Annotated in this window: 20 protein-coding genes; 7 read left to right on the forward strand and 13 right to left on the reverse strand. The window is 36.3% G+C overall.

The features are described from left to right. Window positions 1–18: 18 nt before the first annotated feature. The 6 genes from BR73_RS0101185 to BR73_RS0101205 all read right to left on the reverse strand — a co-directional run bounded on the left by BR73_RS0101185 (window position 19) and on the right by BR73_RS0101205 (window position 7,871). Window positions 19–1,284, reverse strand: a complete 1,266-nt coding sequence (locus BR73_RS0101185) for a 4Fe-4S cluster-binding domain-containing protein (protein WP_033164060.1) — start codon at window positions 1,282–1,284, stop codon at window positions 19–21. Between the two features lie 34 nt (window positions 1,285–1,318). Next, complete coding sequence (locus BR73_RS0101190) at window positions 1,319–2,839, reverse strand: radical SAM protein (protein WP_033164061.1); 1,521 nt, start codon at window positions 2,837–2,839, stop codon at window positions 1,319–1,321. Window positions 2,840–2,869: 30 nt separating this feature from the next. After that, window positions 2,870–4,174 (reverse strand): radical SAM protein, encoded by a 1,305-nt coding sequence (locus BR73_RS0101195; RefSeq protein ID WP_033164062.1) that lies wholly within the window; start codon window positions 4,172–4,174, stop codon window positions 2,870–2,872. Continuing rightward, window positions 4,161–5,837 carry a B12-binding domain-containing radical SAM protein gene (locus tag BR73_RS0101200; protein WP_033164063.1) on the reverse strand — a complete coding sequence of 559 codons (1,677 nt, stop codon included), beginning with the start codon at window positions 5,835–5,837 and terminating at the stop codon, window positions 4,161–4,163. The genes BR73_RS0101195 and BR73_RS0101200 overlap by 14 nt, the downstream gene beginning before the upstream one ends. A gap of 124 nt (window positions 5,838–5,961) precedes the next feature. Further along, window positions 5,962–6,093 carry a hypothetical protein gene (locus BR73_RS29565; protein ID WP_278248518.1) on the reverse strand — a complete coding sequence of 44 codons (132 nt, stop codon included), beginning with the start codon at window positions 6,091–6,093 and terminating at the stop codon, window positions 5,962–5,964. Window positions 6,094–6,152: 59 nt separating this feature from the next. Continuing rightward, complete coding sequence (locus BR73_RS0101205) at window positions 6,153–7,871, reverse strand: ABC transporter ATP-binding protein (protein WP_033164064.1); 1,719 nt, start codon at window positions 7,869–7,871, stop codon at window positions 6,153–6,155. A gap of 916 nt (window positions 7,872–8,787) precedes the next feature. On the opposite strand from BR73_RS0101205, the gene BR73_RS0101210 reads away from it, so the two are divergent. Then, window positions 8,788–9,300: a QueT transporter family protein gene (locus tag BR73_RS0101210; protein WP_033164065.1), complete on the forward strand. Its 513-nt coding sequence runs from the start codon at window positions 8,788–8,790 to the stop codon at window positions 9,298–9,300. Window positions 9,301–9,544: 244 nt separating this feature from the next. Here the strand turns inward: BR73_RS0101210 and BR73_RS0101215 are convergent, their stop codons facing one another. From BR73_RS0101215 to BR73_RS0101225, 3 genes are read right to left on the reverse strand one after another with little or no spacing between them, the layout of a single operon-like run. After that, window positions 9,545–10,348, reverse strand: a complete 804-nt coding sequence (locus BR73_RS0101215; RefSeq protein WP_033164066.1) for an ABC-2 family transporter protein — start codon at window positions 10,346–10,348, stop codon at window positions 9,545–9,547. 38 nt (window positions 10,349–10,386) lie between these two features. Further along, window positions 10,387–11,178 carry an ABC-2 family transporter protein gene (locus BR73_RS27000; RefSeq protein ID WP_051684886.1) on the reverse strand — a complete coding sequence of 264 codons (792 nt, stop codon included), beginning with the start codon at window positions 11,176–11,178 and terminating at the stop codon, window positions 10,387–10,389. Window positions 11,179–11,193: 15 nt separating this feature from the next. Then, window positions 11,194–12,174 carry an ATP-binding cassette domain-containing protein gene (locus tag BR73_RS0101225; RefSeq protein ID WP_033164067.1) on the reverse strand — a complete coding sequence of 327 codons (981 nt, stop codon included), beginning with the start codon at window positions 12,172–12,174 and terminating at the stop codon, window positions 11,194–11,196. 129 nt (window positions 12,175–12,303) lie between these two features. Here BR73_RS0101225 and BR73_RS0101230 point away from each other — a divergent pair, with 129 nt between their 5' ends. Then, window positions 12,304–13,218 carry a LysR family transcriptional regulator gene (locus BR73_RS0101230; RefSeq protein WP_033164068.1) on the forward strand — a complete coding sequence of 305 codons (915 nt, stop codon included), beginning with the start codon at window positions 12,304–12,306 and terminating at the stop codon, window positions 13,216–13,218. Window positions 13,219–13,602: 384 nt separating this feature from the next. Here BR73_RS0101230 and asnS read toward each other — a convergent pair whose 3' ends face one another. Beyond that, window positions 13,603–14,994 carry an asparagine--tRNA ligase gene (gene asnS, locus BR73_RS0101235; RefSeq protein ID WP_033164069.1) on the reverse strand — a complete coding sequence of 464 codons (1,392 nt, stop codon included), beginning with the start codon at window positions 14,992–14,994 and terminating at the stop codon, window positions 13,603–13,605. 356 nt (window positions 14,995–15,350) lie between these two features. On the opposite strand from asnS, the gene BR73_RS0101240 reads away from it, so the two are divergent. The 5 genes from BR73_RS0101240 (at window position 15,351) to BR73_RS0101260 (ending at window position 20,874) form a co-directional block, all read left to right on the forward strand. After that, on the forward strand, window positions 15,351–15,644 hold the full coding sequence (locus BR73_RS0101240) for a hypothetical protein (RefSeq protein ID WP_033164070.1): 294 nt from the start codon (window positions 15,351–15,353) through the stop codon (window positions 15,642–15,644). A gap of 412 nt (window positions 15,645–16,056) precedes the next feature. Continuing rightward, entirely contained in the window at window positions 16,057–16,317 is a 261-nt protein-coding gene (locus BR73_RS0101245) for a (2Fe-2S) ferredoxin domain-containing protein (protein ID WP_033164071.1), read from the forward strand. After that, complete coding sequence (locus BR73_RS0101250) at window positions 16,298–18,049, forward strand: [Fe-Fe] hydrogenase large subunit C-terminal domain-containing protein (protein ID WP_033164072.1); 1,752 nt, start codon at window positions 16,298–16,300, stop codon at window positions 18,047–18,049. The genes BR73_RS0101245 and BR73_RS0101250 overlap by 20 nt, the downstream gene beginning before the upstream one ends. Before the next feature lie 105 nt (window positions 18,050–18,154). After that, window positions 18,155–19,327, forward strand: coding sequence for a SpoIIE family protein phosphatase (locus tag BR73_RS0101255; protein ID WP_033164073.1), 1,173 nt, complete (start codon window positions 18,155–18,157; stop codon window positions 19,325–19,327). Between the two features lie 89 nt (window positions 19,328–19,416). Beyond that, on the forward strand, window positions 19,417–20,874 hold the full coding sequence (locus BR73_RS0101260; protein WP_033164074.1) for a 4Fe-4S dicluster domain-containing protein: 1,458 nt from the start codon (window positions 19,417–19,419) through the stop codon (window positions 20,872–20,874). A gap of 1 nt (window position 20,875) precedes the next feature. On the opposite strand, the gene BR73_RS0101265 is transcribed toward BR73_RS0101260, so the two are convergent. The 3 genes from BR73_RS0101265 to BR73_RS0101275 are packed head-to-tail and all read right to left on the reverse strand — an operon-like array spanning window position 20,876 to window position 22,510. Next, window positions 20,876–21,652, reverse strand: coding sequence for a PHP domain-containing protein (locus BR73_RS0101265; RefSeq protein ID WP_033164075.1), 777 nt, complete (start codon window positions 21,650–21,652; stop codon window positions 20,876–20,878). Then, window positions 21,645–21,980, reverse strand: a complete 336-nt coding sequence (locus BR73_RS0101270) for a DRTGG domain protein (RefSeq protein WP_033164076.1) — start codon at window positions 21,978–21,980, stop codon at window positions 21,645–21,647. Before BR73_RS0101270 ends, BR73_RS0101265 begins: the two co-directional genes overlap by 8 nt. 23 nt (window positions 21,981–22,003) lie before the next feature. Further along, window positions 22,004–22,510 (reverse strand): NUDIX hydrolase, encoded by a 507-nt coding sequence (locus BR73_RS0101275; protein WP_051684887.1) that lies wholly within the window; start codon window positions 22,508–22,510, stop codon window positions 22,004–22,006. Between the last annotated feature and the right edge of the window lie 110 nt (window positions 22,511–22,620).

Here is a 22,620-nt window from a genome sequence, read left to right on the forward strand (position 1 = left end):
CTGCTATTTTTTTCGTACTTATAGTAATTCTATAAAACTATTCTTATAAGAATCTCTCTCTAGCTTTAAATTTGTACTCATATTTTCATTGAAGCTATCACACTCCTCTGAAGCTTGAAATACTGAGCAATCAAAACATATATATTTTAAACCACAATTCTTACATATATTAGAACTATTCTTTGTTTTTTTCCAATATATTTCTTTCAAATCAATATTAATGTTACAACTTCCATCCTCATAAACTTCACCCACTTTATGAGTGATTCCTGGACAAGGTGACAAGCTACCATCACAATTTATAGATAATGCTCCATATAAACATGGATTAAATTTTCTTCTAGAATAAAAATCTATTTCATTAAAAGTAGGCACAAATAATTTTCTATCAAAAGTTGAAGACTCAATTTTCTCGGAATCATCAATCACTTCACATATCATTGGCTTTCTTCCTACATTACTTATAAAATAATGGTCTATTTCAGATAACGAGCTTTTCATATTTTTTTGATAATTAACAGTAATCATATAATTTATTTTATTATTATCAAACATAGCTAACATTTTATATTGCTCAATAAATATATCAAAATCTAATCCAATAACATCATAATCATGAGAACTTATCCCCATAAAAACTATATTAAATATAATTTTACTCTTTAAATGTAATAGTCGTTCCATATCATTTTCGCTTAATTCTAATCCATTCCATATTATCGTAATATTACACTTATGCTTATTATCTAAATCTTCCAAAAAAGCAAAAAACATCTCTTTATCATTATAAAATGGGTTTCCACCACGAATTATTACATTGAGAGGTCTATACTTAGATATAAAAGAGATATAAGATTCCCTTATACTATTGTTTGTTACTTGTTGTGAATCGTTATGTAATATACAGCTCCTACAATTTTTCCAGTGAGTTTTTTTTGAATTACATATATTGCAATTTAAATTACAGCTATCTGTATACTCAATATATAAATTTGTTAATAAAAATTGTTTATCTACTAGCACAGGCGCGTAAGGTAATATTTTATCTATATGTATGGTATTTTTATAATATTTTCCTAATCCTTGTATCTTTAATTTATCAAGGAATTTATATACATGCTCCGTATTCATATCAAAATCCTGTATACATATATTTTTCTCACATAAATCTAGAATCATCCCCCCGTCCTTATCCACTTGATACCATTTATTACTTTTTGCATCATATAGTGTACTATTGAATTCCCCTACCTTATAAACATTACTATTTAGTCTAAAATACATAATGTCCTCCTATATTTCATTCATTATACCAGCGCTAAAGATTAATAAATTCATCTTTAAACAAGTTTTCCAGGTTTGATACCAACTTAGTTTTGGGAACTTTTTCTAGTAAGGTTGAATATTTAGATATATTGTTTCTGATAAATGTAATACTTTCGTTACAACGATTTATATCATATTTAAAATTACCATCACACTCAAATGTATTAAAACAGTTCGAACAAATCTTTGAAACTGGACATTTAGAACAGTTTTTTAAAACCTCTTTTTTGTATTGTGTTAATATTTGTTCTATTTTCGCTTCATTAACCCCATCATATATATTTCCAAAAGAATGAGAACCATTTACTCTCTCACATAATCCTAGCGTACCATTGGTATCAATAAATATTTTTTGTCCTGGAAAGCAGGTTCCTCCAAATGGTATGTCAATCGGCAGTACATCATAAACTCTTTTTCTCATTATAATCATCAAATACTCCATAGCAAATAGACCAATAAGATAATTATTATTCTCTTTATCATCTAATATATTATTGATATACTTTCTTTCTAATATTTCCTTCATCTTTCTATGGTTTTCAACATCTTCTTTGGTAAATTTTTCATAATAAGTTGTATTAAGATTGGACACACCGTTTACTAATTTAATTGGTGGGAGCAAATATTCCCTTGTACATGCTTCAAAGAAATCATTATTTTTTATTATATCCGTGCATATATCATATACTGCCGCTAAACCTATTTTACTAAAGTAATACTCTGGATACTTTTCCTTGATCTCATAAAGATTTTTTAGTATTATCTTAAAGCTTCCTTGGTTACTATAATCTACACGCAGTCTATCATGTTGCTTCTCTTCCCCATCTAAACTTACTAATATGTTAACGTTTCTTTCCATTAGCTTTTCAAATGTATTAATGTCTAATTTTAAACCATTAGTTGTAATGTTGAACAGAAATCGTCCTGGATAAACATCATTAAATCGGTCTATAAGCTCTAACATAATTTCCAAATTTAATAATGGTTCTCCTCCATAAAATGATATATTATACATTTTTATTGGGTTGTTAATAATTTCATCTTGAATAAATTTTGAATAAAATTCTATTATAGGTTCAATCATATTAGCCATCATTTTTTTATTTGACTTTAATTTAGTTAAACTATATTCATCAGAATATATACAGTATTTACAATTTAAATTACATTGATCAGTTAAAGAAATTAGACATGTATTATTCACACTTTTCATCACTTCTAAAATTGTACTATTATCTTCTAATTGATGAAATTTTAATTGCTCAGTATCACGATAAAAAGCATAATAATTATTTATCCAATAATCTATCTCATTAATTGCTTCATCAACTTCATCTATATCATATAAATGATACAAATTTTCTTTTAATGATATTAAATCTCCACTTCCATTACATTGTTCCAAAACCTTTTCTTTAATTTCATTCCAAACAAAAATGTTACCCGTACAATCATCATATAAATATTCTTGTCCTGAACTTGATTTATACTTTAATGTAACTCTTTCTTTCATATCTCCTCCAATATACATTCCATATTTAGACTAGATTCTAGGCAATATAGCAACATTATTTATATCATTAAACTGTTCTTTTAAAACACGATCTAGTGCGATTTTTTCACCATACTCACATTGATTATCTGTAAGTAATAATTTGTCTGCATAACATCCAGACGTGCAAGAATTTACTGCATAACATCCTTTGCATCGATTACTATTTTCCATATTATAAATACCTAATAATTTTTTATTATTTGTGATGGTATAATTGCCTTCTATAATATTACCCATAAAATAATCTGAATTTCCTACTAATCGATAGCATGGATAAATATCACCATTAACATCCACAGTAATATGCCATAATCCAATCCCACACATATTTTTTTTACTGCTATTATCAGGTTTCTTCCATACATTATTTGATTGATATTTTATTTGATTTTTAAAGAAATATAATTTTTCTTCTTCGCTTAATAAACGATTTTTATTCTTTGTATCCATAACCAGCTTTACATCAAATTGTAGCATAGGATACTTCTTACTGATAACAGAAAAAGAGTCACTAATATAAGGAACCGTATCATGCGTTACAGTTCCATGCAAAAACAATTGTTCGCAGTAATTATGAGCTACGAATTGATCAATTACAGATATTACTTTGTCATATGTCCCACTTCCATCAGGATAAATTCGATTTAAGTCATTTACTTTACGAAAACCATCTAGACTAATTTGGACATCAAACTTATTTTCAATTAAAAACTTAATTTTTTCTTCTGTTAATAATGTTCCATTAGTTTTAATCATATAAGATATATTGACTTTAGTATTTTTAATATACTGAACTAGATATTGAATTAATCTATAATTTAATAATGGTTCTCCACCAGTAAATATAATATAACCTTGCTTTCCATGAAGTTGTTTTATAAATTTATCAATGGCTATAATAGCAATATCTTTTGTCATCTTCAATGTATCTTGTCGAAAATCAATTTCCTCAAAACAATACTTGCATCTTAAATTACACTCATGGATTATATTTAAGGTAAGAACTGTAAAACCACTTGCATTATATGTACCATTCATCAAATTTTCACTATCTTTAAAAATAAACTTTTTATATAATTCTAGTTTCTTAATAAATGAATCTACAGTTAACTTATTATATTTTTGTTTCAAAGCTAGTTCAATTTTCTCAACATCTAACTGGTTTTTCATATTAATATAGTCTTGCATTATATTAGACAAACGAAACGAAAATCCTGACTGTACATTGCAATAAACTTGTATATTATCAACATTAGATTTGTAAAAATTTTTTAGTTGATTAGGATGTAACATTACTTTTCGCCTCCTTGCTAGATTGATATATATTAAGCTGTTTACTATAAAAATAATAATATTTTTTTATCTCTTTCACTGATAAGTTTTTCAAATCCATGATCGGTTGCATTACGTTATAATTTATAAATCTTGTTTCTTTTATTTTTACATTATAATATTCATGTTTTTTTCTGATTTCTGTACCTGGATAAGGGCACACTACTGAGATTCCCGTACTAGCGCCTAGATCAATTATTTTTTTCGCGAATTCATATGTCTCAAACATAGTTTCTAATGTTTCAAATGGATGACCTATTAATAATGTACATGTCACAGGAATATCAGCTTCTTTTGCATATAGTATCGCTTTATATATTTGTTCTAAAGTAATATTTTTCTTTAATTTATCCAAAACCTCTTGTGAACCCGACTCTATTCCGAATTGTAATCCAGTACAACCTAACCTCTTCATTTTCTTTAGAATATAAGGATTTTTTGACAAGACATCAACTCTAGATTCAGCCTTCCAAGTAATATCAAGTTTATTCTTCTCCAATAAATCTAGCATTTTATCTAATCTATTAATATTCACTGTTACTGTATCATCTTGAAAAAAAAATTTAGTTATTCCAATATTATTTAATGATATTATTTCATTAATTACATTTTCTGGTGAACGCATTCTATAACTACCACCGGATAGTCCAGCAGCGCAACAAAAAATACATTTTCCTGGACACCCCCTACTCGTTTGTATACCTACAACACTGTCTGCATCTAGCTGTTTTCTTATTGGAAATGGTATTTTATCTAATACTTCAATTAGAGGCCTGTCTTCCGTACTATGAATCTGTCCATTACATCTAAATGTTATACCCTTTATTTCAGAGAGTATACCTACGTCTTTTATTAGATAGTTCATTAATTCTAATAACGTATCTTCTCCTTCTCCTCGTATAACAATATCTACACATTTATACTCTACTAAAATATGTTCGGATTCATAAGTAGCATGAGGTCCACCACATATAATAGCAATATTCTTATCATATTCTTTTATATACCCAGCTAGCTCCATTCCATTTTCAAAATTATCTGTCATAGCAGATATTCCTACCACTTTAGGCTTATATCTTTCAATATATCTTAAAAAAGTTTGTTTGTTCAATTGCTTAGTCCAAAAATTCTCTGCTACAACTTTATCATAACCATATTGAAGCAGATATGATTGAAGGTATCCAATTCCTAATGGTTCAAACATATTAGTGATACTTCCATACGTCATATGTAAAGGTGTTGGTGGTACTAATAAAAATAGATCTACATTATTCATATTCTGTAATGTAACATCATACACTTGATCTGAGTAATCACTGAATGCATGCAGTGGATGATAGTTTAGTATTATCAGTTCATCATAGCTCCAACTATTCAAAATATCAGTAACATCATTCGCAACTTCAATCATTACAGATTTTTCCTTAACATTACAACAGACTAATAACTCTTGAATAATATCATGTATAATTGTCAAGCCGTCACATCTTTCCCATATAAAAGAAGCAATATTATTAAGTTCATAAACTTTTAACTTAGTAATCTCTATACAATTATTATCGATGTAACCCCATTCTTCTGTTGTTCTCTTAGGTTTATACATTATAAAACTTTTGTTTTCCATAATATACTCCTATAAATCCATGTTTTTAAGTAGGTATCTAGTGTATTTCAACTTTATTTTATAAGTAAAAAAAACTATGAATCATAATGAATAGATTAATTAAGATTAATTTATATGTATTAGATTAATCTTTAGTACATCCACTAACTCCACCTGCGATAATTGCAGCTAAAATCAATACTACTGGTATACCATTAGTTGATACATTGTCGTCCCCATCATTAACTTCTACATAAATTGGTTTATTATATTCCATACTGTTACCTCCATTCTATTATTCTAGATACCTACTCTATAATAAGTGGAATTCACTTATTAGCTTCTTTCTTTTGCAAATAATTCTTGAAAATACTTATCATCAATTAAATCTTCATACGCTCCAATCTTATATAACGAACTATCCTTAATAAACAAAATCTTATTAAAATTGGTTAATGAATCTAAATTATGTGTAACGAAAATTGTTATTGACTGCTCAAATTCATTAGCAATAACCGACTCAATTTTTTTTCTAGATTTTAGATCAATATTGGATGTGGCTTCATCAAATATCATAATTGATCTTTCATTACTTAAACTTCTTGCTATTATTATTTTTTGCTTCTCTCCGGATGATAAATTCTTGCTATTTCTAATTGAAAGGTTCTTTGTCTCATCAATTAAATTGTTATCAAATTCACTCTTCGCTATAGCTATATCTAACTCTTCCACATTGATTGTTTCTAGTTGATTACAAATGTTAATATTGTTATAAATAGAGTAATCAAACATATAAGATTTTGAATCTGCAATGGATATATTATCTCTATAACTATTAATATTATATTCCTTCACATTCTTTCCATTTATTAGTATTTCTCCAGTACTTGGATTAATAAATCTTGCTATCAGATTAATTAATGTTGACTTTCCTGAACCATTATCACCTACAATCGCTATCCTATCACCTGAGCTAAGATTAAAACTAATATCTTTAAGAATAACTTTTTCATTAATTGAATAGCTAACTTTTTGAAATTCCAACTTAAAGACATCATCTATAGATAATGTCTTATCTTTCTCCGTATCCTCCTCTGTACTTGTATGTAGTAAGTCATACAATCTTTTTGCCGATGGAGTAATACTTGCGAATATAAACTTAAGATTTGAGAAAGAAGTTACTGGGCTAGTCACATAAACTAAATAAGTTAAAAATGCTAATATCTCACCGTATGTTATTTCACCACTAATTAATATGTACGTTCCTACGAGATAAACCAGCATAACTACTACTTGGGTATTAAATAAATCAACTTGATCCTTTAAAGTTGAAATTAATGAAAACATTTTTTCATATTTTGCAGAAATTGTTTTTATTGATGTTAACTCTTTATTCTTATTTTCAAATAAATTATATAGCTTTACCTCTCTTATACCAGCAATAGAGTCTTGAAGCCAATTGGCAAATTGTGAATTAATTATCAAATATTCTTTTGTTAATTTCTTATTTTTCCCTGAAAAGTAACCAATCATTATGTATTTTAATGGAATAGATAACAATCCAATTATTGCCAATGTTGAACTTATATTAAACAAACATATAATACCACCTATAAAATATATAATTTGAGATAAAACACTAAATAAACTACCATCTGATATTTTGGATATCGTATTTATATCTGTGGAGATATTATTATAGATTTTGGTAACTTCATTTTTTTCAAAATAACTCAGAGGTAATTTGACTAAATGCTGAAAGCTATCTTTAAATAATTGTACTCTAAGGTCTGTGTTTAAACGAGCGATTAGATAGCTATTTAATACTTCCATTAGACATTTTATAAAATAAACAATTATAAATAGCAAAATTGTACGTTTTATATAATTAAAATCTTTGAGAAGTATACCCTTATCCAAAATATTTTTGTTTAATAATGGAACGTACAATCCTAAAATTGCTGTAATCAATATTGTAAATGAGATTGGTATTATTAGTTTATAATATCCTTTCAATTTCCTAAAAAAAAACTTTAATTCAATATTTTTGTTCACAATATCACCTCTTGTAATAATCCCCATATCTTGTCTTATATAGTTATAATAATACGTTATATGGCTATATTTGTCAATATAATCATTCCAATCTTTCCCTTTTTTTCTTTTCTTAAGAAAATAAACAGAAAAAACATAGATAATGACACTCTGCTACTTATTTTATCTCCTCTAGAGCTTTAATATTGTATAACTATATAAAAGGGTTTTTTAGCTTTTAAAAAATTACCTTCGTGTTCTAGTCTTTGCTATAATTCTATTAAACAGTTCTTTTAAATATTTAATTACCTTTAGCTATAATAAAACTGGCTATGATAAAACAGATGAACTTTTGTCATTAAATATAGATAAAAAGTTTAACTTTTGAAGCCGCTTAGGCATCCTCATGAGCAGTAGGTAACGGAATGATTCGATACATGCATTATCATAAGGATTTCCTTTTCGGCTAAAGAAATGTATAAAATCTTTGAAAGACAGGTAATACTCAAATCTGGCATAAGACATATTTTCAACAAAGCTTGACAATCCTTATGTTTGATGAGCCATCAATTATTTTAGCATATGATTACCTTCTTTCTTGCTTATTTATAATATATGTTTCCCACCAGAGGGATTTCAAATAAATCTTTCGCAATGGTAAATACCGGTATATATTTATCAAAAGTAAAAAATCTTTTGATAATCGCTACGAAATTTAGGTGTAGAATTGTTACCCTTCTAGTAACTATGACAGGGATAATACAATCCTTTTTATAGATTGATCTCTTTTACCCAAAAACAAGTCAACACTTGACAACAACCATTATCATGCTATACTTATAAAGTAGTAAATCCTTATAAATCAAGGCTTTACGCATGTTACTATCGTGTGTTCGAGACCTTCCACACGTAAAACAAAACTAAAGGAGAATTTCATATGAAAAACAAAACCCAATTTATCACACAGGCTGCGCTTATTGCTGCCATCTATGTGGTACTGGTCTTTGTGTTTAAGCCTATCAGCTTTTCCAACATCCAGATAAGGATTGCGGAAGCACTGACCATACTGCCCTATTTTACACCTGCTGCCATACCGGGCGTCGCTATTGGCTGCCTTTTAGGTAATTTCTTAGGCGGTGCCGACATTCTTGATATCACCTTTGGAACACTGGCCACTTTAATCGGCGCGACAGGCTCATATCTGTTAAGGCGCAATAAATACCTGGTTCCACTGCCTCCCATTATCTCAAACACCATCATTATTCCATGGGTACTGCGCTTTGCTTACGGACTGACTCTGCCCATACCTGTTATGATGGCAACAGTGGGAATCGGTGAGATAATCTCCTGCGGCGTCTTAGGGCTTGGACTTCTGTTCTTGTTGAATTTATACAGAAATGTGATTTTCCCGGAAAACGGATACTTTAAGAAGAGTAAGAACCGGTATTAATACATACCGGCAGTCATTCAATCTTTCCTGTAAGTATAGTATTAACAAGGTCTGATATATTTTGATTCTTAGAATATATCACTATAGATAAGGAATTGAAGAATGCTAAGGGATAAGTTGATAACCCCTACGCAGAATAGAAGCCTTCGTTTCAAGTCTCAACTGATATGCCCCCAATAAGTTAAACTTTATAACTTAACTTATTGGAGTCAGTTCAAAAGCCATGAAACTGAGGCTCCTTTTCTTATGTTCCCGTGCTGTTATATCTTCCAATGCCTTTTCTCCATATATAAGCTGCTGCCGCTGTAACACCGGCTGCTGCAAAGGGTGCCCCATACTTTAATACATCCATACCTCCTCCCTCTTTATTAAGAATATACAGGCAGGGATAATAACTTACAAACCCATAAGGGGCCATAAAGGTAAGCAGAAATTTTACCGGCTTATTATAGATTGTCAGCGGATAGTCCGCAAAGGTACGGAGACCACTCTGATTGTCCGTATAAAGCTTTCCTATCTCATCATTTCTTATGGTATAAAAGCTTGAGGCTCCAATCATAACCAGTAACCCTGCATGAATGATTATGCCCGAAAGAAGTGTTACCAGCACAAATACAATTTTACCTCCTGTCCATTCCAACTTGACCCTATCAAGGCTGATTCCCAGAAATACAACTGCTAAAATAAGCCTTGGAAAAAAGGTATACTGAAACTGGCGAAAGACCAGATAGCTTAGAGGCCTTAACGGCCTTATAAGAATAGAATCAAATTCTCCGCTCTGTACAATCTGTCCCAGAGTAATCATTGGTCCCCATAAGAAAAATCCGCTGATGGAATAACAGAGCCAGTTTATATTGAATAGAAACAGTATTTCATGATAAGACCAACTCTGAACAGAAGAGAAATTCTGAAATATAATCCATGTTCCTGCATAATAACCGAATACCATAACGGTATTGGCAGCCAGTTCCAGCAAAAAGGCAGATCGATACTCCATCTTACTTTTCATGTAGGTTGTTATAAACTTCATATATAGTTTTACGTTCATGTCACTCTCCCTTTCCTGACAGGCCTCTTGCCAAATCGCTAACCGCCCTGTACCGCCAGCTTTCTCCGCCCGCACTGCCAGGCATACTCTGTGGCAGTAAACATTATAGCAACCCATAACAACTGTATCAGAAGGAGCCTTAAGATCTCCTGCCTTCCCACATTTCCCGTTAATATAGTAAGGGGTGTATAATAAATACACTGAAAAGGAAAAAGAAACGCAATGTTTTTCAGCTGTTCCGGAAAGAGCCACACAGGAATCCAAGCCCCCGAGAAAATCTGATAGACTGCCCTCATAAACATGTTAAGAGGCCAGGTAACAAGAAACCAGAAGGCCAGAATTCCGATAAAATAAGCAACCAGAAAACTTACCAGCATTCCCAGCAGAATTGATATCAGGAAGGCCGGTAACCGAAGGTCCAGGGGCAGTTCAAAATGCCACAGTACTCTGCTCAGCAGAAGCAGCGGTACTCCCTGTAAACAGATATTAACCAGATTCTCCCCCAGTCCGTCACAGAAGGAAAAGAACAGCATATTATAAGGGCGAATCAAATCAATAGCTATTTCACCGGTACGAATCTTACGGTTCATCAATTCTATAGTACTAAATTCTACCCCACAAGCAATGATACTGCTTAAAATTACATATGTAACGGTCATTTCTCTGGAACGGCCAGCCATAGAAGCGGTATTTCCCAGAAACAATGCATTCCAGATGCTAATCTGTATATATAAGTATAAAACTTTTCCTAGAATTTTTGTAAATGCGTTCGCCCTGTAATAAAATATTCTCTGCACCGCATTTTTAATAAAGCGCAGGTATAACTGCATATCCTTCCTCCTTTCTTATTTCTTTCGGTATATACTACGGATGATTTCTTCCAGTTCCACTTCCCCCATCCTAAAATTCCGGATATGGTAACCAGAAAACAGCTGGGATAGGATTACTTCACTGGAGATTTCCACAGGAGAATATTCAATGGTCAGCTCTTCTCCTTCGGTTAGTGTTACCGGAAGCAGCGAAAAGGCATCTTTCATCTGTTCTCTTTCCTCCTGGCTTACCGTTATCATAATCTTACTGCTCCTGCCATATTCCTTTTTCAAATGGATGATATCTCCCCTGTAAATAATATGTCCACCATCAATTATCATTATTTGCTGACTAAGCTCTTCGATATCCGTAATATCATGTGTAGTCAGAATAAAGGTAGTATTCCTCTCCTTATTCACCTGCAAAATAAATTTTCTGATATAATCCTTAACCGATACATCAAGTCCAATGGTTGGTTCATCCAGAAAGACAATAGGCGGATCATGAAGGAGGGCTGCACAGATATCCGCTCTCATACGCTGCCCAAGGCTAAGCTGGCGCGCCGGTTTGTCAATAAAGCTCCCCAGGTCCAGGATGTCACAAAACATCGTTAGGTTTTTCCGGTAACTGTTCTCCTCTATCCTGTACATCTTCTGTAACAGGCAGAAAGTCTCACGAACGGGGATGTCCCACATAAGCTGGGTCCGCTGGCCAAATACTGCGCCTATAGAGAACGCATTCTTCTTTCTATCCTTAAAAGGATCCTGAGAATTAACTCGAATGGTTCCAGAGGTCGGCGCCAGGATTCCGGTCATCATTTTAATGGTTGTGGATTTACCGGCTCCGTTTGCTCCGATAAATCCCGTTATGGTTCCTGCCTCAAGGGCAAAAGAAATACAATCCACCGCTTTGGTTATCTTATACTCCGGTTTGATGAAAGAACGTAAAGCCGCCGCTGCTCCACTTCCATGCAATGCGGTTTTATACTCCTTGCTTAATTCCACTGCTTCTATCATTTCTATATAACCTCCACCACACACTTGCTTTTTCCTTCTGCTGATGGTAGAATCTTATCATTCTCAATGTTATTAATCAAATTCAAATAATTTATAAAATAATTCAATTAAAATGAATCGAGGTGCATCATGGAATTACAGCAGCTCTACACCTTCCTTATAATCAGTAAGAGAAAGAGTTTCTCTCTGGCTGCCGCTGAATTGGGATATGCCCAGTCCACTGTTACCATGCAGATAAAGTCTCTGGAAAATGAACTTCAGGTATTATTGTTTGACCGGCTTGGGAGGTCAATCGGTCTTACAGCTGCCGGGGAAGAGTTGGTACCCTATGCAGAGCAGATGATATATCTCTCAAAGGAAATAAAGAAAAATATCAGTGACACCAAATCCCCTTACGGAACCCTGGAAATAGGAGCTGCTGAGACCCTTTGCTTTAACCGAATACCTGAGATATTGAAAGTATATAAGTTAAAATATCCGGAGGTAAATGTCAGTGTTAAATTTGGAAACTGCAATACTTTTCCAAAGCTGCTCCATTCACACCAGATTGACCTTGCCTATTCCTTTGGACGCAAAACAGATGATCCCTATAGTATCGTTGTGGATAGACAGCGGGAGGAACTATGCTTACTGGTAAGCCCTTCTCATGAACTGGCCGGAAAGACTATAACACCGGAGAAACTGGCACCTTATCCTCTGCTTTTTACAGAAAAAGGCTGTGCCTACCGTGCTGAATTTGAAAGAATACTGAACCTTCATGGGCTTGAACCCAAAATAGAATTGGAAACTGACAGTAAACCTGTATTAAAACAATTTGCCGCTGCCGGGCTTGGTATTACACTTTTACCGAAAATAGCTGCATTGGATGAATTAGAAAACGGTAGTTTAACAGAGATAATCTGGGACGGAGAAGAATTTGAGATATATTCTGAATTGCTATACCATAAGGACAAGAAGGTAACAAAAGCAATGAAGGCTTTTTTTGAACTGGTTAGAATACATACCCAAGAACCGGAAGAAACTATGCTGTCAAAAACTACGTAGTCTTTTGCATGGATGTGCTAACAGCCGTATAAAAGTGTCTGCTTACACCTTAATCCAGACTAATTTTGATTCATTAAGCATTCACACATTGCTGTAATTGACTTTTGCCCGCCCTATGATACATTTTGTCATGGGGCTTGGCTTCCAGCCTGTTCGGTACTTGTTTCATAATATTTTTTATATTTGATGAACGAAGAGTCCGGATTGCCAGACTGGCACCGAAGCGCTGTCACACTGATGACAACCTTTCTTAAGCACTTCATGTGCATATACATCTTGCCCTGCTAGGTTTCATGCAATAGGGTTCACTCCTATTACATGAAAGAGGTGCCCTTATAACCGTTAGCAGTTATAAATAACACCTCTTTTATATTATTATTACAATTATAATTCGCAGTTATTAACCGTACGAGGGAAAGGAATAACGTCTCTGATATTTCCCATACCGGTCAGATACATTACGCAACGCTCGAAACCAAGTCCGAAGCCTGCATGTCTCGCTGAACCGTATTTTCTCAAGTCCAGATAGAAATCATAATCCTCTTGCTTAAGTCCCAGTTCGTCCATTCTGGCAACCAGTTTATCATAGTTGTCTTCTCTCTGGCTTCCTCCGATAATCTCACCAATGCCTGGAACCAGTAAGTCCATAGCAGCGACTGTCTTATTGTCATCATTAAGCTTCATATAGAAAGCCTTGATATCTTTGGGATAATCCGTAACAAATACAGGTTTCTTAAAGATTTCCTCCGTCAGATAACGCTCATGCTCTGTCTGAAGATCACTACCCCAGCTAACCTTGTACTCGAATTTGTCGTTGTTCTTCTCCAGCAGCTCGATAGCTTCTGTGTAAGTCACGTGTCCAAACTCAGCATTCATAACATGGGTAAGTCTGTCCAGTAACCCCTTGTCCACAAAATCATTGAAGAACTTCATCTCTTCCGGTGCATTCTCGATAACATAGCGGATAACATATTTAATCATACCTTCTGCCAGTGCCATATCATCCTTTAGATCCGCAAAAGCGATTTCCGGCTCAATCATCCAGAACTCGGCAGCGTGACGGGTCGTATTGGAATTCTCAGCACGGAAAGTAGGCCCAAAGGTATAGATATTACGGAAAGCCATGGCATAGGTCTCACCGTTTAACTGACCGCTTACTGTAAGATTGGTCTCTTTTCCAAAGAAATCCTCTTTGTAATCAATCTTACCTTCCGGTGTAAAAGGCACTTTCTCAAGATCCAGCGTAGTAACCTTAAACATCTCACCGGCACCTTCTGCATCACTGCCGGTAATTAAGGGAGTATGCACATAGACAAAATCCCTGTCCTGAAAATATTTATGAATAGCATAGGCAATCAGGGAACGCACTCTGAAAACAGCCTGAAAAGTATTGGTTCTGGGTCTTAAATGAGAAATGGTACGAAGGAATTCCAGGCTGTGTCTTTTCTTCTGAAGAGGATAATCCGCAGTAGAAGCACCTTCAATTTCAATCGCAGTAGCTTGAATCTCAAAAGGCTGCTTAGCCTCAGGCGTAGCTACCAGCTCACCTTTAATAATCAGAGCAGCTCCAACACTAAGCTTGGAAATATCTCCGAAATTCTCCATGGTATCATGATATACAATCTGAAGGGTCTCAAAATAGGTACCGTCATGAAGTACAATAAAGCCAAACGCTTTAGAATCCCTTATACTCCTGACCCAGCCGCCTACAGTAATTTCCTTTCCGATAAACTTCTCTTTTTCCCGGTACAGCTCCCGGATTGTTATAAGTTCCATTATACGGGCTCCTTTGTTCTTTAAAATATAAGGATATTATACCACAATTATTACAATTTACCATCGCAAAATCAACCGATACATTTCTTGTACAGATAATATCTATTTAAAGCTAACCTCCCGTTTCTTATAAGCCAATAAATCCTCTAAATAATAAAAAGGTATAAATAAATGAAAAGCTTATTTTCCTCATAATCAATTTCCGATAATAATTCTAAATTGGTGAAATAATATTAGTATATCTTAGGAAACATTAATTCAATTTTAACATATTTTAACTTGTATAATTTTAGCGATTTATTATAATCTATTTTACAGGAAAAATATGAATAAATAAAAATAAGGGAGTACAAATTATGGAAACAATAGCTAAACCGCAGAAATGGGGCATAGGCAGCATGGCATTTTTTATATCAATATTTGCTACTATGTTTACCTTTACCTCTTACAACGATATATCAGTAGGCGAATTTTTATTAGGAAAAATTGGAGTGGTCTTTCCAACAGCAATTATATCATTGATTTTATTCTGTCTATCCATTGCAATCGCTTATAAATATAGAAGCCACCGTTTGGCAAAAACCGGAAAGATTATTGCCATGATCTTTATTCTGCTAACAACTATATTATTAATAATAAGTCTATTATAACAGCCCTCTGCCACCAAAGACCAAGAGGATTTGTCCTGGTCTCCCTAAGGTTTATCTCGGGAAGGAACCTAATGACACTTAAGCTGCTGTAAATGCGCCGAAGTCCGGAAAAGCCACTGTCTGAGCGAAAAAAACCAACCTAACCCCACAGCTGGTTCCTTCGCGAGTTTGGCTTTACCGGACTTGCCCCAAGCACTTACAGCAGCTTATAGTGGAATAGGTTCCTTGCCCGAATAAACCGTGGGAGACCAGGACAAATCCTCGACCCTTTAAACACCCCACCGTTTCCCAAATCCCCTCAATTTATCCTTTGACAGTCCCCCCACAAAGTGCTAGAATAACCCTATACATTGTTAAATTTCAGACAATCCAGCAAAACGCTGATTGTCCTCTCTACAAGGAGGTTGTTATTATGGTGGTTACAATATGTATTGGAAGTTCATGTCATTTAAAAGGATCAAGAGAAATTGTACATACATTGGAAGCACTTATCAAAGAACACGGTGTAGAAGATCAGGTACACCTTACCGGCTCTTTCTGCATGGGAGAATGTGTAAAGGGTGTCTGTGTAAAGGTGGATGATAAATCCTTCTCTCTGACCCCCAGCAATACCAAGGAATTTTTCACACAGGAGGTTTTAGGGGGCCTAAAGCATGAATGTCATCAGTTTTAAGGAAGCAAAGTGCAGAAACTGTTATAAATGTGTAAGAACCTGTGAAGTCAAGGCAATAACCGTTAAGCAGGAACAGGCACAGATAATGAATGACAAGTGCATTCTCTGCGGACACTGCCTGGAAGCCTGTCCCCAGAATGCCAAATTCCTTATCAGTGATCTTGACAAGGTCAAGGGATATCTGAAGGAAGGAATACCCACCGTGGTATCACTTGCACCTGCCTATCTTGGCGTGCTGAAATATAAAACCCCGGGTCAGGTAGTAACAGCCCTTTTAAAGCTGGGCTTTTCCTCCGTCCGGGAGACAGCAGAAGGTGCCGCTTTCGTTACGGCAGAATACGAGAAGCTGCTGGCAGAAGGCAGCATGAACAATATCATAACCACCTGCTGCCCCAGTGTTAATGACCTTATAGAGATTTACTATCCTTCCTTAACGAAATATATGGCTCCGGTGGACTCCCCAATGGTAGCCCACGGTAAGTTAATCAGACACCAGCTTGGAACCGATGTCAAGGTGGTCTTTTTAGGTCCGTGTATCGCAAAGAAAAGAGAAGCGGTAGGCGACCCAAGAACCAATGGGTACATCGATGCAGTCATAAACTTTACGGAATTTGAGCAATGGCTTGAAGAGGAGAAGCTTCAGCTGGATACTCTGCCGGATTCCCCCTTTGATAATCCTGACCCCAAGGTCAACCGCCTCTATCCCATCAGCAGCGGAGTGCTCTCCTCCGTAGTTGCTACCGCAGACACTCCTAATAAATACCGGAAGTTCTATGTTCATGGAATAAGGAACTGTATTGATTTATTTGAGAGCATGGAACGGGATGAGGTAAGCGGGTCTTTTATCGAAGCCGACATCTGCAGCGGAGGCTGTATTAAAGGTTCTGCCCTGAACCGGGAATCCATCTCGCGTTTTAAGGTAAAGCTTGATATGGAAGAAGCCATTCCAAAGGTACCCCAAAAAGATAAGGACTTCTATGAACGTGCCGGAGATGTATCCTTTCACCGGATATTCTGCGACCGTTCCCCAAGAGATCCAATGCCGTCAGACTTTGAGATTTCAGAAATCCTGAAAAAGATAGGAAAGTCCACAAAAGAAGATGAATTAAACTGCGGTGCCTGCGGTTACCGTAATTGCAGGGAGAAGGCAATTGCAGTATATCAGGGAAAGGCAGAGCTTACCATGTGTATTCCCTATATGCATGAGAAAGCCCAGTCCATGGCAAATATAGTACTGGATACCACTCCAAACATTCTGATCATAGCAGATCCTGATATGCGTATTGTGGAGTTTAACAGCGCGGCAGAAAGAAGCTTTCGCATTACCAGAGCCAAAGCCCTTGAGATGTATTTGTATGAATTACTGGAAACTGCTGAATTTGAAGAAGTAATCAAGACCAGAACCTCTGTCTTTGGCAAAAAAGTAACCCTGCAGGATCCCGGTATAACGGTTATACAGAATATCGTATATATCGAAAAACCGAAAGGTGTTCTTGGCATCCTTCAGGATATCACCCTGGAAGAAGAAAAGAACCAGCTGGCTTATAAGGTTAAGATGGATACCATTGAAATGGCTCAGAAAGTAATTGACAAGCAGATGCTAGTCGCCCAGCAAATTGCAGGGCTCTTAGGTGAGACCACTGCTGAAACCAAAGTGACCTTAACAAAACTTCGTGATACCATCCTTTATGACGGCATGGAGTCTCCTAATAAAAATAACCGGAGCACATAATTAGCGGGCTGCTTTGTATAATATCCGGCTGTTCACTTTAAAAAACAAAACTTTACAGCCACTTTAGACAAGAATGCTTGTGCTTTTCAGAAAGGGTGGTAAAATATGAACGTTAGTATTGATGCAGCTTATAAAAGCTTAAATAAAATTAAAGAAGAATTATGCGGTGATAAGGTAGAACTGTTAAAGACAGCAGATTCCAATATCCTGATTCTGGCAGACGGCATGGGAAGCGGCGTAAAAGCTAATATCCTGGCTACGCTGACCTCAAAGATACTGGGAACCATGTTTTTAAACGGTGCTTCCATTGACGACTGCATAGAAACCATAGCAAAAACCCTGCCGGTCTGTCAGGTCCGGCAGGTGGCTTATTCCACCTTCAGTATATTGCAGGTATTTCATAACGGTCAGGTCTATCTGGCTGAATTTGATAACCCCTCCTGCATCATGATACGGGACAATAAGCTTTTCCCTCTCCCCTTTACGGAACGTGTTCTGGAGAATAAGATAATCAGGGAATGCCGGTTTACTGCCTCCATCAATGATTGTTTTATCCTTATGAGCGATGGTGTAATCCACGCAGGTGTCGGGAATCTGCTTAATTTCGGATGGAACTGGCAGAATGTCGCGGACTTTGCCCTTATGTCTGCCAGAGAGACCCTTTCCGCTTCCAGACTTGCAGGTACCCTCATTAAAGCCTGTGATGATCTCTATCTGCAGCTGCCTGGTGATGATACCACTGTAGCAGTTTTACGTATAACCGGCGCAAAAGTGGTAGACCTTTTTACGGGTCCGCCATCTAGTCCCGGCAATGACGGGCATCTGATCCGTGAATTTATGGGCAGTCAGGGAAAGAAAATCATCTGCGGAGGCACCAGTGCCAATATTGCCTCCCGAATCTTAAAACGCCCTCTTATTACCTCTTTGGACTATACCGATCCCGCACTTCCTCCCATCGCCAACATGGAGGGGATACATCTGGTAACTGAAGGGGTACTAACCCTGTCCAGAGCTTTGGCTCTGATTAAGCAATACGGGGAAGGAGATATCAGTGAAGCCTTCTTTGATGAGCTGGATAAGGAGAACGGCGGCTCTCTGGTCGCCAAATACATTATCGAGGACTGCACAATACTCAACCTCTTTGTAGGAAAGGCAATGAATGAAGCCCATCAGAATCCTTCCCTTCCCTTTGATTTAAGTATCCGCCTGCACCTGGTGGAACAGCTGAAAGAAGCGGTCAACAATCTGGGAAAAGAGGTCAATATACAATATTATTAATGCGGGAAACCTCTAAACGTACACAACCGAATAGCCAAACTTCACAATCACCGGTTATTCAAACCCCAACTTCAAAAAGGAGTAGTATTATGTTAGGAAATGATAACAACATTGATGCCATTAAACAAGAAGTCCTGTACCAGGTAGCAAAGCTTAGTTTTGAAGGTAAGCTGGATGAGAAAAAGGATGCCCTTCCTTTTGAACTGATTCCAGGACCCCAGGCTAACTTCCGCTGCTGTATCTATAAAGAAAGGGAAATCATCCGCCAGAGAATCCGTCTTGCCGAGGGAAAATCCCCCTCTGCCGGAAAAGATAATAAGAATATCGTTCAGGTCATCAATTCAGCCTGTGAAGGATGTCCTATTACCCGCTTTGTAGTAACGGATAACTGTCAGAAATGTGTGGGCAAACGCTGTCAGGCTGCCTGTAATTTCGGTGCCATCTCCATGCTCCGTGACAGAGCTTATATCGATCCCTCCAAATGTAAGGAATGTACCAAATGTTCTCAGGCCTGTCCCTATAATGCCATTGCAGATCTGATGCGTCCCTGTAAGAAGAGCTGTCCGGTAGATGCCATTACAATGGATGAAAATAATATCGTAGTAATTAACGAAGAGCGCTGTATCGACTGCGGTTCCTGTATCAAGAACTGTCCTTTTGGAGCAATCTCAGACCGTTCCTTTATGACAGATGTAATCGATTTGTTGCTTCAGTCACCCCGTCCTGTTTATGCCATGCTGGCACCAGCCTGGGAAGGTCAGTTCGGAGCAGATATCACCTTCGCTTCCATGGTGGAAGCCATCAAAGGTTTAGGTTTTGCGGGTCTGTATGAAGTCGCTTTAGGCGCAGATTTTGTTGCTGCCAGTGAAAGTGAAGAATGGGCGGAAGGCTACAGGGAGGGTAAGAAAATGACTACTTCCTGCTGTCCTGCCTTTGTTAAGATGATACGCAGACACTACCCTCAGCTGGTAGAAAATATGTCCACCACGGTATCCCCCATGACCGCTACTGCAAGACTAATAAAAGCTCTTTACCCTGATGCTGTCTGTGTATTTATCGGACCCTGCATTGCCAAAAAAGGCGAAGTACTTGATACGGTAGCACTGCAAGGCGCAGATTATGCCCTTACCTTAGATGAACTCTATGCAATGTTCCGTGCAAAAGAGGTAAAACCTGAGGCAGCAGCCGATACCCTTCAGCAGGGAAGTATTTATGGAAAGAAATTCTGTATAGCAGGCGGCGTTACTGCTTCTGTCTTACAGTCTTTAAAAGAAAAACAGGAAAATACAGATATCACCGTAAAGCAATGTAACGGTGCCGTTGAATGCAAGAAAGCCCTGACTCTGTTAAAAGCAGGTAAGTTACCGGAGGATTTCCTTGAGGGCATGGTATGTGAAGGCGGATGTCAGAATGGCCCCGGAAGTGTCCTGACCGGAAGAGTTGCAAATGTAAACCGTGACAAATTATTTAATAAGGCAGACAGCCGTAATATTCATGAGAATCTTGATTCTTATAAGGAACTGGAATTCTCCATGCATACTAAATAATTTAGGGTTTAACCAAAGCCTTTAATATTTCTTTTCTGTTCATTTCCTCAATTTGAAGGAAATGAACCGGCTCGTGAATGTGTTCCAGATAATGAGCATCGGAATTATTGATAATCCGACAATTTTGCAGGTAAGGATTATTCCTTCTTAAATCTGCTAACGCTTCTTCCTCTTTGGAAAAAACTGCTGCTCCCACAGAGCATATACCGCTTGTACTTACAGCCTCTCTGCAGACAGCTTCTGCGCAGGTGAACCGGGAATCAGGCGGAATAAATCCAAGATTTGATAAGAGACTATTGGAGCTCTTATCAATATGGGCCGGTATCATTATCCCATCATAGGTTTTCACAAGTTCATAAACCTCATCAAATCCGATATCTGCTGCATTGACTAGCAGATATTCTTCTTTTCCGGAGACTTCATCCCTGTCATTGATCAGTAATTGCCTTCCAAAGATTTCTTCTTTGTTACGAACCTTATAAAGCTTTTCATACACAAAGCTATCAAACTCCAAAGCTCCCTGCAGTTCCTCAAAAAGGCATAGAACATGCACTTCTTCTCTTGTACAGAGCTCCATTCCGGGAATAGCAATGATTCCAAAACACTCCGCATGTTTTAGAAAAGGAGAACAGTTTCTGCTGCTGTTATGATCTGTCAGAGCTATGACATTCAGTTCTTTTATAGCTGCCATTCCAACTATATTTCCGGGTGTCATATCTTCATCGCCGCAGGGGGATAGGCAGGAATGAATATGCAGATCATATGAGACCTTATACATGAATCAGTTCATGAACCAGCAGAGACGTCTCAAATACAGGCTTATTAACTGCCAGAAGAGTTATTCCCTGTTCCTTTGCTTTTAGAGTTGTCTGTTCATCGGGCATTATCCCCTCTGCCAGAACAATACAGGCAACCTCTGTCAGAGACGCAACTGCCAGGGTATTTACATTGGCCATTACTGTAATCCAGACCGCCCCTGAAAAAGCTTTTCCCATAGCTACACTTAAGAGATCACAGCAATATACACCTTTAAGTTCTCTCTCAAGGTCATTGCCAGGATTAATTATTTGGAATATATCCTTATGAAGAATCTCTCCCACAGTCATGATGGTACCTGTTCCTTTCTTTTCTAATCAATAATGATCCCTGGATTATTTCTCTTCCAGTCTTCAATACACTTGCGGTCATAATTATTTATATTCTCCGGCAGGTTATCTCTGCTAAAGAATCTGTGACCTAACGTTTCTTCTGTTTCCTGCAGGATTTCACCCTTGTATTCAGTGGTTTTAAATATAGTACTTGTCACCCAGCAGATATCCTGATTAGGATATACAATATACCTGTCATCGCCGGAATATATGCCGAAGAGCTCCAGGTTCTCTACTACGATTCCTACTTCTTCATATACCTCTCGCCTTGCAGTTTCAAGAAAAGTCTCTCCCAACTCCATACCACCGCCCGGTAATCCCCATTTACCATTATCACTTCTCTGCTGCAGCAAAATCTCACCTTGCTTGTTCTCGATGATAACACCGCAGGCGGGAACCATTAAAGGGCTATGTCCTATGCTTTTTCTCGTTTCACGGATATAATTTTTTTTATAAGGTTTTACGATTTCTTCGACCTCTTTCTGCATTTTTACACCACGCTTTCTCTTGAAATTACATCTGTAGGATGTATTTCATGTTTATCCATTATTAAGATCTGGTTATTTAGTAATTCCTTATAATCGTATAAGTATCATTT

Source organism: Clostridium sp. KNHs205 (genome assembly GCF_000702945.1).
In the GTDB taxonomy this organism is placed as follows: Bacteria; Bacillota; Clostridia; order Lachnospirales; family Lachnospiraceae; genus Anaerocolumna.